Here is a 13,990-nt window from a genome sequence, read left to right as displayed (position 1 = left end):
GGTCTTTCGTCGCAGGTGTCGGATGGGGTGCTGCGATCAGCTTACGGAGGGGGAGCAGTGGATGCCAGAGGGGCGGGGCGGGGCCGAGAATTCCGGATTCCTGCGAAACCGCTGTTTTCCGGACGTGTTCAATTCGTCAGAGTGGACTGTCCGCGACCGGAGTCACCTGATGGAGGATGCGAGCCATGATTCGGATGAGATTCTGCAGTGCCGTACTGGCTGCGTTGAGCGTGTGTGCCGGGCTGCGGGCGGAGGAACCGCCGGCGGCAGGAAAGGTGGTCCAGCTTGAGATCGTGCTGGCGACGGCATCGGTTCCATCGGAGGGAGCCGCGGCTGCCGGGCGACCGGCGGGTCCGGCGATGCTGGAGCAGATTGATGCGTGGTCGAAAGCGGGCAAGCTGACGCACCTGACCCGGATCAAGGTTCACACACTGGAGCAGAGCGCCGCGGAGTTTCAGTTCAGCGAAGTCGTCCCGCTGATCACCGGCAGAACGGTTTTTCCCGGCGGTCGCGGCGGGAACCCGATGATGCAGCAGCAGCCGACGTTCTCGCGAGAAGAGGCGGGGACGCTGATTTCCGCCACGTCGCGTGTGGAAGAGGCCGGTACAATTCTGGTGGAATTGAAGGTGGAGCAAAGTCGCTTCGAACCGCAGCCTGGCCAGCCGCAGGCCGAGGGTGAGAAGGATTTTCCGCTGCCGCCGTCGAAGAAAGTGCAAACGGGACGGACGACGGTCCGGCTGAAGGACGGCGTGCCGGAAGTGGTCGGAGGGTTTACGTCGGCCACCGGCGATGGTACGACACAAAGCGTGGTTGTGTTGAGTGCTCACGTGCCGACGCCGTAATCGTGACAACTCCCCTGATTGGAAAGTGCAGGATGCCCTCTCGTCGAATACTGATTCTGGCCTGCGGGATGCTGGCGGGCTGTGGAACGGCGCCGTCGGCTGTTCACACTCCGGCGACGCCCGCCGCGACGCCCGCCGCGACGGCCGATCCGATGGTGCAGACCGCCCCCGCTCTGGAGCCCGAGACCATGTCCGAGAAAGTTGTTCGCTCCGATGATGAATGGAAGTCGCTGCTGTCTCCCGAGCAGTACCACGTGCTGCGGCAGAAGGGGACGGAGCGGCCGTTTGTGAACAAGTATGACGAGCACTTTGAGCCGGGGACGTATTCCTGCGCGGCGTGCGGGCAGGTGCTGTTTGCGTCGAAGGCGAAGTTCAACTCCGGGTGCGGGTGGCCGGCGTTTTACGCGGCCGAGGCGGGGGATCGCGTGAAGCTGACGGCGGACGTTTCGCACGGGATGGTGCGGACGGAGGTGACGTGTTCGAAGTGCGATTCGCATCTGGGACACATCTTTGACGATGCGCCGCAGACGCCGACGGGTCAGCGGTACTGCATCAACTCGGTGTCGCTGAAGTTCACGCCCGGTGCGGCTGAAAAGACGTCCGAGGAAGAATCCAAGGAGTGACGGTCGCCCGCCGGGGGAATCGGGGGGGAGACTACTGGCGGGACGCGCGCCAGACGAGGGCCTGGTCCTGGGCGTCGAGCTCGCGGATGCGCTGTTCGACGTCGCTTTTCCAGTCTTCGACGTATTGCACGTCGTGGGCGTAGTCCTGCATGCGATGGAAGACCTTCATGTAGGCTTCCTCGTCGTCGCGCCGGCCCTCCTGGAAGATCATGCCGTGGACGTAGCAGAAGTCGATGAAGTCTTCGATCGAGCCGCCTGAGAAGGTCCGGATCTTGTAGTCGCCGGGGACGTTCTTGAACCGCTCGGCGGTGGCCCGAACGGTCTCCAGGTAGCGGACGGCTTCCTGAAGTTCGCGATGGATCTGAGTCCGTTTGGCGATGGTCAGGTTGGGGTCTTTGGCGATCAGCTTCTTTTTGAGGAGCACCTTGGCCTGCAGCAGTTCGATCGATTTGTCGAGCAGTTCGCCGCTTTCCAGGTGAACGTGATTCCCGGAACTGGCGAACGCGAGCTGGCTGGTGAAAGCGTCGCGGACCTTGAGGATGCTGTCGCAGTCGGACCGCCAGTACTGGCTCATGATCGGGGACCACTGGATTTCGAGCGGGAGCTGGTTGAGCCGGACGGCGACGCGCGACCCCGCCGAGGTAGCCGGGGAGAGCCGGAGATGGGCCATGTCGGTCGTCGTCAGCGCGGCTCCGGGGGAGAGGCTGGGGAAGTTGGCCTGATTCTGGCTGGAGCTGCCCCGCTGCCGACGGCAGTGAGCGATGGGGCCGAGAATCCGGATCAGGGCATTCAGCCCGGTTCCCTTCATGATAGCGACGTTGCGGAGGGGATCGTTGGTTGCGGCCCAGAGGTTGAAGTTGGTCTGGGCCCGATCCTGGGCCTTGGCGGCCGCGGGGGGCAGGACGCGGGGCTTGATGGGATCGGGGACGCTTTTGCGCAGTTCGGTCAGTTCGTCTTCGTACTTGGTGAGCTCTTCGCGGATCCGGGTCCGTTCCTCGCTGATCCATTTGAGGCGGATCGCCTTGGCCGCGGCTTCTTCGCGTTCGACGAATCGCAGGTCGTAGAGCAGGTCTCGAATGAGCGCGGATTGAGCGGAGGCTGGCGAGGGGGAAGCCAGCAGACCGATCAGGCAGGCCAGCCGGCAGGCGGGATGAAGTTTCATGGAGACGAATCCTGTGCTGCGATGATCAGGGAGTTCCGAGCGCGGCTTCGAGGGCGTCGGTCCAGACGATGGACGAATCGAGCAACGTCATGCCGACGATTTTCTGGTCGGGGTCGAGGAGCAGGCCGCCCCGTTCGAGGCGCGTGGCCGGGTCGTCGGATTTCAGGAGATGTCGGCGCTGTTCGTAGAGCAGCCGGGCTTCTTCCGTGGTAAGGCGGACGGACTCGGGATCGTAGGGATGGAGCGAGAAGCCGTGGGTACCGCGAAGTTTGGGGGAGCGGGGGAGCGGGGCGTAGGAGAGATACGAGAGCGACTTGCTGCGCGATCGGAGGCGTTCGATATCGGCCGCGGTGACGCGGCGCCAGCGCTGACTCATGGGGAAGGCGAGTTCGGCCGGTTGTTTGAGATGGACGAGTGAGATGTCGGAGTTTCCGGAGGGATGAGTGATCTCGCCGACTTCGAGCGGGACGCCTTGAATGACGCAGGCCTGTCGCGGTTCTCCTTCGCGGCCGGTGGCGACGACCAGTTCGGAGAGGGTGTCGCCGAGCGTGCGGGGCACGACGGCGGTGCGATCGTTCCAGAGCCAGCCGATGCCGAGGATGTGGGGTCGATTGTCGCTGCGCAGGTCGCCGATGCCGATGAGCACGAGGCATTCCTGCGGATCGGCGGACGGGGCCGGCTTCGCTGGTGCGACGGTTTCCGGCTTCGGGGTTGGCGGGACAACCGGCGCGGGGGCGGCGTGGTCATTGCGGGGCCAGATGCCCCAGACGACGGCGACCAGGGCGAGCGAGAGGGCACCGCCGGCGAGAAGTTTTGGCGTGGGGCGCCAGGTTCCGGCAGACACCGCGGATTCAACAGCGGCGACCGGCGGCGCCGCGGGGAGGGTTGCTGCTGGCGTTCGGGGAGTGGCCTTGGTTTCCGGAGCTTTGAACGGGGGCGTTGCAGTCACAGGCGGACTGGCGGGCGCCGTCGCGGCGACCTGGGGTGAGGATGATGGCGGGGCCTCGAACTGGAGTTCGGGCCCGGTTTCGGTGAGATGGATCACGTCGCCGGAGTTGAGCCAGGCGAAGCGGACGGGTCGGCCGTCGCCGATGCGGACGGGGCAGCCGTCGAGGACTTCGAGAATCCAGCGGCCGTTGACGGATTTGAGGACGGCGTGGCGGGGGGCGAGCCGGTTGTCGCCGGGAAGTGCGATGAGATTGTCGGCCGCCGAGCCGATGCCGACGGAGTCGGTTTCGAACTGGAGCGTCTGACGTTCAATCGTGAGCTTGACGGGCATGAGGTCTCTCGCACGGCCTTCCGGACACGAGTAGATGCGGAATTACTGTCGCCTGCCGACGGGGAATCTGCAACTTTCTTGAGGAATTCCAGGAAATGTCGTGGGGAGGTCGGCGAGAGGCCGCGATCCAATGAAAACTCTTCCCGGATGGCCCGGAACTCAGTTCGCTGCGGAAGTCGACGTTCCTGAACTGGAGCTGCCGGAGTCATTCCCGGTGGCGCTTTGATCCAGCCGGATTTCGAAGCCGTGGGCTCCGATGTGACATCGTCGGTCCCGATCGACGATTTCCAGCGTGACGGTTTTTCCCTGCAGCGGCCTCAAGTCCCAGGAGACCGGGACCGGCGTATTCGAGTCCGGACCTGCGGTCCGGTAGATCGTTTTTCCGTCGCAAATCAGCGCGACATGCACCGCTCGCACCTTCGCGCCATGCACGTACCAGTTGAGGGACCGCGCCTTGTCGGGGATTTGAAACGTCTGGTGCATGCGTCCCGTGCTGGCTCCCCTGGACCGACCGTGGCTGGTCATGGCCCTTCCGCCACGCGTTGGAAAGGTGTTGAACTCGGTCCCCCGGTCCAGAGTCCAGCCGCTCAGACCTTTGGAGAAGTCGCCATTGACGATTCCATCGCGAGCGTTCGCGGGCTCAGCCGGTTTGCTGGATGTTGCAGAGGTTTGAGTCGATTCCGCGGCGGGTGTGGCGGCTGCCGGCGGAGGGTTGTCGGTCGAGGCCGCTGCGATGACTTCGCCATCGATCGTCACCTGCCCCTCGACCAGGGAGACGGAGATCAGGCGTTTCTCACCCTTCGTGACGCTGATCTCGCGCGATCCTCCGTCGACCGTTACGCCGTTTTGCAGAATCTCCAGGGTATGGGTCGCCGTCGGTGCAACGCGGATCGGTTGTCCGTCGTTGTCGATGGTGATCGCCTGACCGTCGAACTTTACCGACAGCGTGGGGTCGTCGATTTCGATCTGCAGCACGCCATCGGGGGTCTGGAAGAACAGCATCACTCCCAAGGCCACGCTGAGCGCTCCCGCTCCGCCGAGGGCCGTCCAGCGCGCGACGGGGGGGAAGCGGGACCACCAGGCCTGCAGGGGCGCCAGTACGGTCGGGAGATTGAGGGGTGGTCTCCCGGTCTTGCGACGGCCTGGTATCGGTTTCGGCTCGTGGGCGGCAGAAGCGGGCGAAATCCCGTCGAGTGGTGCGTTTGAATCGGTCGCCGGGGCGTTCAGGTCGATGGATTCCAGGGTGGCGACGACTTCGTCGCAAGTGCTGACGCGGTCTTCCTTTCTTCGGGCGAGCATCTTGTGGCACAGAGCCGCCAGTTGCGGCGGGAGCGTCTCATCCACGCTCAGCGGCGAAGGAGCATCCTGCACCGATTTCTGTCCCATCACTTCCATCGCGCCGCCCGAGAAGGGCCAGGCTCCGGTCAGGAGTTCGTAGAGCATCACTCCCAGCGCGTAGATGTCGCTGCGATGGTCGATGCCTTCGGCCCGGCCGTTGGCCTGTTCGGGGGACATGTAGAGAGCCGTGCCGACGATCATGCCCTGAGTCAGGCCGGCGTCGGTGGCGCCCGAGGCCCGGCGAGCGAGGCCGAAGTCCATGATGACCGGATCGCCGTCCGGCTTGAGCATGATGTTTTCGGGCTTGAGATCCCGGTGGATGATTTCCTGGCGGTGGGCTTCGCCGACGGCGGCGGCCAGCTTTGACATCAATCGAATGGCTGCGGCCGGGGCGAGGGGACGTCCGCGGCGTTTGAGCCAGCTTTTCAGATCCTGGCCCTCGACGTACTGCAGCGCGATGAAATGGACGTCGTCGAGGACGCCGTAGTCGTAGACGCTGCAGATGTTGGGGTGATGCAGCTTCGCGGCGGCCTTGGCTTCGACTTCGAGCCGCTTGAGGAGCTTGGCGGATCCCGAAGCGGAGACGCGGGGGATTTTGAGGGCGACGAGGCGGTCGAGCTGGGTGTCGCGGGCCAGATAGACGGCGCCCATCATGCCGCGGCCGAGCAGCTTTTCGACCTGGTAGCGGCCGAACCGGGCCGGCAGCGCGGCGAACGGGCCTGTCGCCATGGGGACCGAGTCCGTGGGCTTTTTGGTCTCCCGACTGGCGGCGGACGCCGGGATCTCCCGGCTCGCCGCTGCGGCGGCGGCCTGGCGATCCGGGGTCGGCTGCGGGCGGGCCATGATTCACCTTCGGTTGTCACATGAAGCGGGCATTTGCACGAGCTGGGGACGACGCGATCCAGATTCCAGGACGACATTTATTCGGTCCGTCTCACCATCACGACAGATCGTCGGCACAGCGCACTAACGCGAACGTCGGTCACACCGCTTCTCAAGTTGTTGTCGCTGAACAAACTTGCTCCGTCAAGTGGCTCCATTTCAGCCCATCCGACCTTGGCGTCTGACCACTGGATCCGTCGTCAGCGAACCCGATTGAGCCGAGTGCCTGTCACCCGATGTTTGTTAAAAGTGGCTGTAAACTTCGTGAGATCCTCGTTGAAGCGGAAGACGACCGCTTTCTTGGGATCATAGCGGCTCTCCCAGAACTGCACGTGCATCGTGCGGGGGGCGACGACCCAGTAATTCCACCTCCAACGATCGTCAAATTTTCCGTTGGGATAGAAGCGAAGCGGGCCGCCTGGCGGGTAGAGGCTGTCGACATAATTCCAACGGTAGTCGAGCAGGCACTGCTTGAGGCGGGCGATTTCCTCCGCGTCGCTGTCGGCGGCGGATTTTGTCGAAGCGGCCGGTTGGGTCGTCGCGGCCGCGGACTCTTTCTTTGTCGTCTCCCGGATCTCAATCTTCCGGAACCAGACCTCGCCGAGATCGGCATTGAACGCAATCCGGCCGGCGGTGCGGCTCACGGTGGGAATCGCGTTCTGCCCGGCCAGTTGCTGCAGATCGGTGTCGATACATGTCTTGCCGTTGACGGAGACCTGCAGCCGCGAGCCGTCGGCGACGATTTCCATCCGGTTCCAGGCTCCGAAATCGTTGCGCAGATCGTCGCGGCTGCGCTTGATCCACCCGGATTCGCTGTAGTAGACGCCGCCGGTTGACAGCGAATAGGGCGTGGAATCGTCGCTGACCTGGATTTTGAGAGCCGGCAGGATTCCTTCCGCGCGGGATGGCATGCGGATGTTGACGCCGCTCCGGGCGCCGTGCGAATCGATGCGGAACTCGAATCGCAGATGGAAGTTTTCGTAGTCGCGATCGGTCTGCAGCCGGCTGACCGGGGAGGAGGGCTTCATCACCAGGGTCTGCCGGTCGGCGTCGATGGCAAAGGCGTCGGAACGCCCGTTGAGACCCCAGCCCGAAAAGTCCTTCCCGTTGAACAGGGAGACGAAGCCTTCGCCGCTGTCTGCGGTTGATGGCGCTGCGCTCAGATCGGTGAACTCGATGTTTCGAAGGACGATCTCGTGGTCGGCGGCGCCACCGTCGATCGGCCAGGCGATCCGGCCTTCGTCCGGGAGGGGAAACTCTCCGTCGACAGAAATGACGTCGTTGACCCAGACCGTTGCGTGCTTGCCGATGCAACGGATGCGAATGCGGTTGAACTCGTTGCGCCGGCAGGTTGCGACCGCGTCCGGTTTCGCTTTCTCCGCGAGCGGCTTTGCGGTTGGCTCAGTCACCAGGCTGCCGATCGGGAACACTCCGTTGGGGGTTGCGATGTCGCATTGCGGCCCATAGACCTTGAACTGGCCGCGGTCGGCGATCCAGGAGCGGAACTGGACGCCGATGGAGCTGTCCCCGCCGCGGCGACGGGCTTCGAACGTCAGGTCGAAGTCCTTGTAGTCTTTGTCGCTCACGAGGAAGGTGTAGGCCGACTGGCCGGCGGCGCAGCGTCCGACGATTTCGCCGTTTTCGACGCTCCAGTGACCGGGGAGTCCCTGCCAGCCGGTGAGATCGTGTCCGTTGAAGAAGTCCGGGCTGGTCGACGGGCGCGACGCGGCGGGTTGGCCGTTAATCGCGATCTCTCCGTCGATCAGGGAGATCTTCAGCACGAGTTTTTCATTCCGCTTGAGCGTCACCTGCCGGGTGGCCGTTCCGACCGTCGCGCCATCGCGCAGGACTTCCAGCGTGTGCTCGGCGGTCGGGGTCACGCGGATCGGTTTTCCGTCGTTGTCGACGGTGATGGATTTCCCGTCGAACTTGACCGCGAGTGCGGGGTCCTCAATCTCGATCTGCAGCACGCCGTAGGGAGTCTGGAAGAACAACAGAACGCCCAGCGCAACCGACAGGAAACCTGCTCCGCCGAGAGACGCCCAGCGAATTCCCGGGGGCAGTTTTGACCACCTGGCCTTCAGGGAGGCCATAACCGCCGGGATGTTGACGACGGGTTTCTTCGACTTGCGACGGAACGGCATGGGTCCCGGCTCCTGCGGAAGCGCGTCGAACAGCACGTCTTCAGCAGGTGGCGTTGTCGACGAGTCCGGAGCGTTCAGATCGATCGCCTCCAGGGCCGCAACGACTTCGGCGCAGGTGGCGTAGCGGTTCTCTTTCTTTCGCGCGATCATCTTGTGGCAGACCGCGGCCAGTCGGGGCGGCAGATTGGCGTCGACGTCCAGCGGCGTCGGCGGCTCCTGGACGGTCTTCTGACCCATGACTTCGAAGGCCGTTCCCGAGAAGGGCCAGGCGCCGGTCAGCAGTTCATACAGCATCACCCCCAGGGCGTAGATGTCGCTGCGGTGGTCGATCCCCTCGGCCCGGCCGTTGGCCTGTTCGGGGGACATGTAGAGAGCCGTCCCGACGATCATCCCCTGCGTCAGTCCGGCGTCCGTGGCTCCCGAGGCCCGCCGGGCCAGGCCGAAGTCCATGATCACCGGTTCGCCGTCCGGCTTAAGCATGATGTTTTCGGGCTTCAGATCCCGATGGATGATCTCCTGGCGGTGGGCTTCGCCGACGGCGCCAGCCAGCTTCGTCATCAATCGGATCGCCGCGGCCGGGGCGAGCGGACGACCGCGGCGCTTCAGCCAGCTTTTCAGGTCCTGGCCTTCGACATACTGCAGCGCGATGAAATGAACGTCGTCGAGAACGCCGTAATCGTAGACGCTGCAAATGTTGGGATGATGGAGTTTGGCGGCGGCTTTGGCCTCGACTTCGAGCCGTTTGAGGAGCTTGGCGGACCCGGAGGCGGAGACGCGCGGGATCTTGAGGGCGACGAGGCGGTCGAGCTGGGTGTCGCGGGCCAGATAGACGGCCCCCATCATGCCGCGGCCGAGGAGTTTCTCGACCTGGTAGCGTCCGAACCGGGCAGGCAAGGCGGCAAATGTTCCCGTTGCGATGGGGACTGAATCGGTCGGCTTCTTCGTGTCGCGGCTGGCCGCCGAAGCTGGAATCTCTCGGCTCGCCGCCGCGGCGGCCTTGCGATCTGGAGTCGGCGGCGGCGGACTGGCCATGATTCGAGATTCCTTCAGTCGCGGGACAGGAAATGCCGTCGGTTGCGAGGTCCGGCAGAAGCTTATGCGGAAAACGGACCTTCGCCCGTCACGGCGTGGTTCCGGAAACTTGATTTCGTGAAAGTTGAGCCGGACTGTGACAGTCTTTGTTGTGACGCGGGCTTGCAGTCGACAAGTCGGGATCTTTCTGGCTATGTCAAGAAGGAAAGGGCGTCTTGAGCTTTTACGGCGTCGGTGATCTCTCGATGAGCCGGGCGGTCAGAGAAATGCTGTCGAAGTAGCCGTCGTTGTGCTTCTGGCCGTTGGAGCCGTACCGATGGCTGATGAGCCGCACGCGAACCCAGCGGGCCCCGGCCGGCGGGAGCAGGACCTTGGAAAACTTTCGCCAGCCTCGTTTGCTCCGTATCTGCTGGGAATCGTACGAGGACAACGTCTTGTTGTTGTCCGCGTCGCGGAAGTCCACGATGAGCTGGGCCGTGTCGGACGGTTCCTGATCGTAGGTTCGGACCGAGAATTCCAGCCGCAGTTCAAGTCTCTGATCCGCAATTGCATCGGCCAGGGAGACCAGCGAGACGTTCTGAACCAGTTGGGCATGCGGCACTGGTGGCGCCCAGAAGTAGGCGCGGCCGGTGTCGGGGGGCGGATCGACCCGGCGGCGGGACCAGCCAGCGGGCATCGACTCCCAGCCGGGAATCGCCCCCGCGTACAGCAGTTCTTCGCACCCCGGATTCTTGAGCAGTTCGCCGCGGAAGTCCGGCGGGAGCTCCGTCAGCGGTCCGACAGAACTCGCCGCTGGTTGGACGGGTTTCGGAGCCTCGGACGTCGCTGACGCGGAGCCTTCGTTCGGCGGCGCGACGCCTTCCGTGGTCGGCCTTGAGAGCAGGACGGCAATGGCGACGACCATCACAACCGCGACGCCAATCGCCGACCGAAGCACCGCCGGCCTGAGCCAGGCAGGTCGTTGTCGTCGCTCCGGTTCTGCTTCTGGCTTGAGGTTCTCTGCGGAAGGATGCTGGTCGACGGCCTCGAGGGCGGCGATGACCTCGTTGCAACTGGCGTAACGCTCGTCCTTGTTCCGGGCAAGCATCCGGCGGCAGATCTCCGCGAGCTGCGGCGGGAGTTCGGGATCAAGGCTTAACGGGGAGGGGGCGTCGCAGACGCACTTACGCCCCATGACTTCGATGGCGGGGCCGCTGAAAGGCCATTCGCCGGTCAGCAACTCGAACAGGATCACGCCCAGGGCGTAGAGGTCGCTCCGCTCGTCGACTTCCCCCGCTTTGCCGTTGGCCTGTTCGGGGGCCATGTAGGCCGCGGTCCCGACGATCAGCCCCTGCGTCAGCCCGGCGTCGCTCGACGCGGTGATCCGTCGGGCCAGGCCGAAGTCGGTGATCACCGGCATGCCGGACTGGTTCAGCATCACGTTCTGGGGCTTGAGATCGCGATGGAGCACGCCCTGTGCGTGGGCGGCCGCGAGGCCGCGGGTCAGGTCGAGGAGCAGCTTGACGGCGGCGTCGGGCGCGAGCTTGCGGCCGGTCCGGTCGAGCCGGGACTTCAGTTCTTCGCCATCGACGTACTGCAGCGCCATATACGTGACGCCGTCGAGTTCGCCGTAGTCGTAGATCTTGCAGATCTGGGGGTGATCGACCTGGGCCAGCGCGCGGGCTTCGATCTCGAACCGCTTCAGGAGTTTCGCCGAGCCCGAGGTTGAGACGCGGGGGATCTTGAGGGCCACGAGGCGGTCGAGCTGGGTGTCTCGGGCGCGGTAGACGGCCCCCATGGCGCCGCGGCCGAGGAGTTTTTCGACCTGGTAGCGTCCGAACCGGGCGGGCAGGGTGGCGAAAGGGCCGATCGCCAGCGGGACGGAATCGGACGGCTTCTTCGTCTCCCGGCTCGCCGCCGATGCCGGAGTCTCCCGGCTCGCCGAGGCGGCCTTGCGATCCGGAGGTGGAGACGGAGGACTCGGCATGCGACAGATTCCACTCAAATGCGGAACGGGTTGGCCGTCCTCTGTGACGACGGCGGGCAGTGGTAAATGCGGAGAACAGGCTTCGGCCCGACACTGCTAAGCCGTGGAATCCCACGTTCGTGGCGACAGCGGACAGGATTCCGGCGACCAGGCGCACTGTCAGGTCGCCGGATGTGCGCCTGATATTTTTACCACGCTCGTCGAGGCAGCGGCCACCTCAAAAGGTTGCTGCCGCCGAGGCGGCATGACTTCGGGGGGCCGGGAAAGTGCGGTTCTCTTTGGGGCGGCGGGCGAGTTACTATCTGGACACGTGGCCGCGAGGCGATGTCCGTGCCGACGCTCCGCAGCTCATTTCCGTTCCTTCCGACAGGCCGATGCGATGGATGATGCCCCTGAGTGCGACCTGTCGCCGTCGGGTTCGATTACGGGCCTGTATCAGCAGTGGCGGGGCGGGCGGCCGGCAGCGCTGGGGGATCTGATCGCCCGCTTTCGGCCGCGTCTGCTGGCGCTGGCGCACTCGACGCTCGCCGGCCGACTCCCGCGCGTGGCCGACGCCGAAGACGCACTCCAGAGCGCGATGATCAGCTTCTGGGGCCGGGTGGAGGAGGGGGATCTGGAGGTCGGCCTGGATCGGGACGACCTCTGGAACATTCTGGGGCAGATGACCGTCCGCAAGGCGATCAAGCTGCTGGAGAAAGAGCGGGCGCAGAAGCGCGGCGGGGGGCGGGTGATCAGCGGGGTTCCGCTGGAGAACGCGCCGGGATCGGAGCCCGAGGTGGGGCTCGACCTGGTCTGCGCGGAACTGCTGGAAATGCTCGACCCCGATCTGCGGTCCTTTGCCTTGCTGCGGCTGATGGGGCACAAGAATTCGGAGATCGCCGTCGAGTTTGACTGCAGCGAGCGCAAAGTCGAGCGGAAGCTGCAGTTAGTGCGTGCCGTGTGGGAGGAGGAGGTCGGGAACTGGCGGGGCTGAAACTTTTTTTGTCGGGAAGCGGTTCCTGTTTCGCATCTACATACACGGGAGCACGTCTTCCGCTCCGGGTCAGTCGTTGACGTTGACGGAGCCGTCGATCACCGAGAAACGGACATCCTTTGCGAGCGGGTGCGTGCATGGAACAGGTCATGGATCACGAGCTATCGGTCAAGGCGCTCCGTCGGATCGACGTCGCCTGCGACAGTTTCGAGGACGCCTGGCGCAGCGGCGCTCAGCCGCGGATTGAAGATTATCTGTTACGCTGCGAAGTGTCCGAACGACCGCGGCTGCTGGAGTCGCTGCAGAAGCTGCAGCAGGAGCTGATTCTGACGCAACTGACCGGTCGTTCCCCCGCAGCAGCCAGACAGCCGACGCCGCCAGTGTCTTACGGACGTTCCTTCATGTCTCAACCGGTCGCTCAACCCGAAGAAACCGTCGCGTGGGAAGGGCCGCGCGTGTCGCTGCGCGTGATCGAGGGGCCTCATCGGGGCGAAGAGTTTATGTACGACGAGCACAACACGCTGCTCGTTGGCCGGTCGCTGCAGGCGCAGTTGCGGCTCAAAGACGATCCACATTTTTCGCGGCATCACTTTCGGCTCGAACTCAACCCGCCGACCTGCTACCTGATGGATCTGCGGAGCCGGAACGGGACGATGGTCAACGGCGAGCGGGTGACGGAGCGTTTTCTGCAGGATGGCGACGTCGTATCGGGCGGGCGGACGAAGATTGCGATCTCGATTCAGCAGCCGGGGATGAACGCGATCCCTCCGCGACAGCCGCCCACGGTCGTGAGGCCGACCAGGCCGGCGGCCGCGGCGCCGACCTCGCCGTCGCGTCCGGCGGCTCCGCCGCGGGAAGTGGTCTTTGCCAGCGCGGCGCCCGCGGGCAATGCGCCGGACGTCAGCGACGAAGCGCTGATCGCCGGCTACCGGATTCACGAGCAGATCGGGGACGGCGACCTCGGCACGGTCTATCGGGCCACGCGGCTGGTTTCAGGGGAAGAATGCGCGCTGAAGGTGATTGCGGCGGCGGCGAAAACGGACGAGAAAGCGATCCAGACGTTTCTGCGCGAAGCCTCGATCCTGAACCAACTGGACCACCCCTACATCGTGCGGCTGATCGAGATGGGGGCGACGGGGGCCGACTTGTATCTGAGCACGGAGTTCGTCGACGCGATTCCGTGGCGCAAGCTGGTGGCGAAGTGCTCGGGAGCGCAGCGGGTCCGCATAGCGTGCGGACTGATGTCCCAGATTCTCTCGGCGCTGGACTACGCCCATGCGCGTTCGATGGTCCATCGAGACGTGAAGCCGGGGAACATTCTCGTGTCGCGAACGAACGGGAAGCTGTCGGCGAAGCTGGCCGACTTCGGCCTGGCGAAGCAGTATTCGAACGCGGGGATGAGCCAAGTGACGCGGGCGGGGGACGTGATCGGCTCGCTGCCGTACATGTCGCCCGAGCAGTTCATCAACTCCCGCGAAGCCCGCCCGGCGTGCGATCTGTATTCGGCGGGAGCCACGCTGTACTGGATGCTGACCGGGCACGACCCGATCGAGCTGGAGAACCACCCCTGCAAGTTCCTGGCAATCCTGGAAGACGCCCCGGTCCCGATTCAGCAGCACTGCCCGGAGATCCCCGCCGGGTTGGCGAATCTGGTGCACCGCGCGCTGGAGAAGACCCCCGAGAAGCGGTTCCAGTCGGCGGCGGAAATGCGCCAGCAGTTGCGGGGGTTTGCGGGAGGAAAGTGAACAG

General features: G+C 64.6%; 9 protein-coding genes. 4 read left to right on the top strand and 5 right to left on the bottom strand.

What is annotated here, in order from left to right:
• Positions 1–185: 185 nt before the first annotated feature.
• Both SH412_RS24190 and msrB read left to right on the top strand, forming a co-directional pair.
• A complete protein-coding gene (locus SH412_RS24190) occupies positions 186–842 on the top strand; it encodes a hypothetical protein (RefSeq protein ID WP_336520603.1) in 657 nt (218 codons plus the stop codon).
• A 32-nt stretch (positions 843–874) separates the two neighbouring features.
• Positions 875–1,465, top strand: a complete 591-nt coding sequence (gene msrB / locus SH412_RS24185) for a peptide-methionine (R)-S-oxide reductase MsrB (protein ID WP_336520602.1) — start codon at positions 875–877, stop codon at positions 1,463–1,465.
• Between the two features lie 31 nt (positions 1,466–1,496).
• On the opposite strand, the gene SH412_RS24180 is transcribed toward msrB, so the two are convergent.
• The 5 genes from SH412_RS24180 to SH412_RS24160 form a co-directional block, all read right to left on the bottom strand.
• Positions 1,497–2,627, bottom strand: a complete 1,131-nt coding sequence (locus SH412_RS24180; RefSeq protein WP_336520601.1) for a hypothetical protein — start codon at positions 2,625–2,627, stop codon at positions 1,497–1,499.
• A gap of 25 nt (positions 2,628–2,652) precedes the next feature.
• Entirely contained in the window at positions 2,653–3,906 is a 1,254-nt protein-coding gene (locus tag SH412_RS24175) for an FHA domain-containing protein (protein WP_336520600.1), read from the bottom strand.
• 159 nt (positions 3,907–4,065) lie between these two features.
• Positions 4,066–6,087, bottom strand: coding sequence for a serine/threonine protein kinase (locus SH412_RS24170; RefSeq protein WP_336520599.1), 2,022 nt, complete (start codon positions 6,085–6,087; stop codon positions 4,066–4,068).
• Between the two features lie 239 nt (positions 6,088–6,326).
• Positions 6,327–9,302, bottom strand: coding sequence for a family 16 glycoside hydrolase (locus SH412_RS24165; RefSeq protein WP_336520598.1), 2,976 nt, complete (start codon positions 9,300–9,302; stop codon positions 6,327–6,329).
• Between the two features lie 223 nt (positions 9,303–9,525).
• Positions 9,526–11,268 (bottom strand): serine/threonine-protein kinase, encoded by a 1,743-nt coding sequence (locus SH412_RS24160; RefSeq protein ID WP_336520597.1) that lies wholly within the window; start codon positions 11,266–11,268, stop codon positions 9,526–9,528.
• Positions 11,269–11,647: 379 nt separating this feature from the next.
• Here SH412_RS24160 and SH412_RS24155 point away from each other — a divergent pair, with 379 nt between their 5' ends.
• A complete protein-coding gene (locus SH412_RS24155; RefSeq protein ID WP_336520596.1) occupies positions 11,648–12,241 on the top strand; it encodes an ECF-type sigma factor in 594 nt (197 codons plus the stop codon).
• Between the two features lie 149 nt (positions 12,242–12,390).
• Positions 12,391–13,986: a protein kinase domain-containing protein gene (locus SH412_RS24150; RefSeq protein WP_336520595.1), complete on the top strand. Its 1,596-nt coding sequence runs from the start codon at positions 12,391–12,393 to the stop codon at positions 13,984–13,986.
• Positions 13,987–13,990: the final 4 nt, after the last annotated feature.

This window comes from Planctellipticum variicoloris, assembly GCF_030622045.1.
Taxonomy (GTDB): Bacteria; Planctomycetota; Planctomycetia; order Planctomycetales; family Planctomycetaceae; genus Planctellipticum; species Planctellipticum variicoloris.
This window is presented reverse-complemented; position numbering and strand designations above follow the sequence as displayed.

Coding starts and splice junctions, on each gene's coding strand:
- SH412_RS24155 (WP_336520596.1), top strand. CDS start 11,648: ATGGATGATGCCCCTGAGTGCGACCTGTCGCCGTCGGGTTCGATTACG.
- SH412_RS24160 (WP_336520597.1), bottom strand. CDS start 11,268: ATGCCGAGTCCTCCGTCTCCACCTCCGGATCGCAAGGCCGCCTCGGCG.
- SH412_RS24180 (WP_336520601.1), bottom strand. CDS start 2,627: ATGAAACTTCATCCCGCCTGCCGGCTGGCCTGCCTGATCGGTCTGCTG.
- msrB (WP_336520602.1), top strand. CDS start 875: ATGCCCTCTCGTCGAATACTGATTCTGGCCTGCGGGATGCTGGCGGGC.
- SH412_RS24175 (WP_336520600.1), bottom strand. CDS start 3,906: ATGCCCGTCAAGCTCACGATTGAACGTCAGACGCTCCAGTTCGAAACC.
- SH412_RS24190 (WP_336520603.1), top strand. CDS start 186: ATGATTCGGATGAGATTCTGCAGTGCCGTACTGGCTGCGTTGAGCGTG.
- SH412_RS24170 (WP_336520599.1), bottom strand. CDS start 6,087: ATGGCCCGCCCGCAGCCGACCCCGGATCGCCAGGCCGCCGCCGCAGCG.
- SH412_RS24150 (WP_336520595.1), top strand. CDS start 12,391: ATGGATCACGAGCTATCGGTCAAGGCGCTCCGTCGGATCGACGTCGCC.
- SH412_RS24165 (WP_336520598.1), bottom strand. CDS start 9,302: ATGGCCAGTCCGCCGCCGCCGACTCCAGATCGCAAGGCCGCCGCGGCG.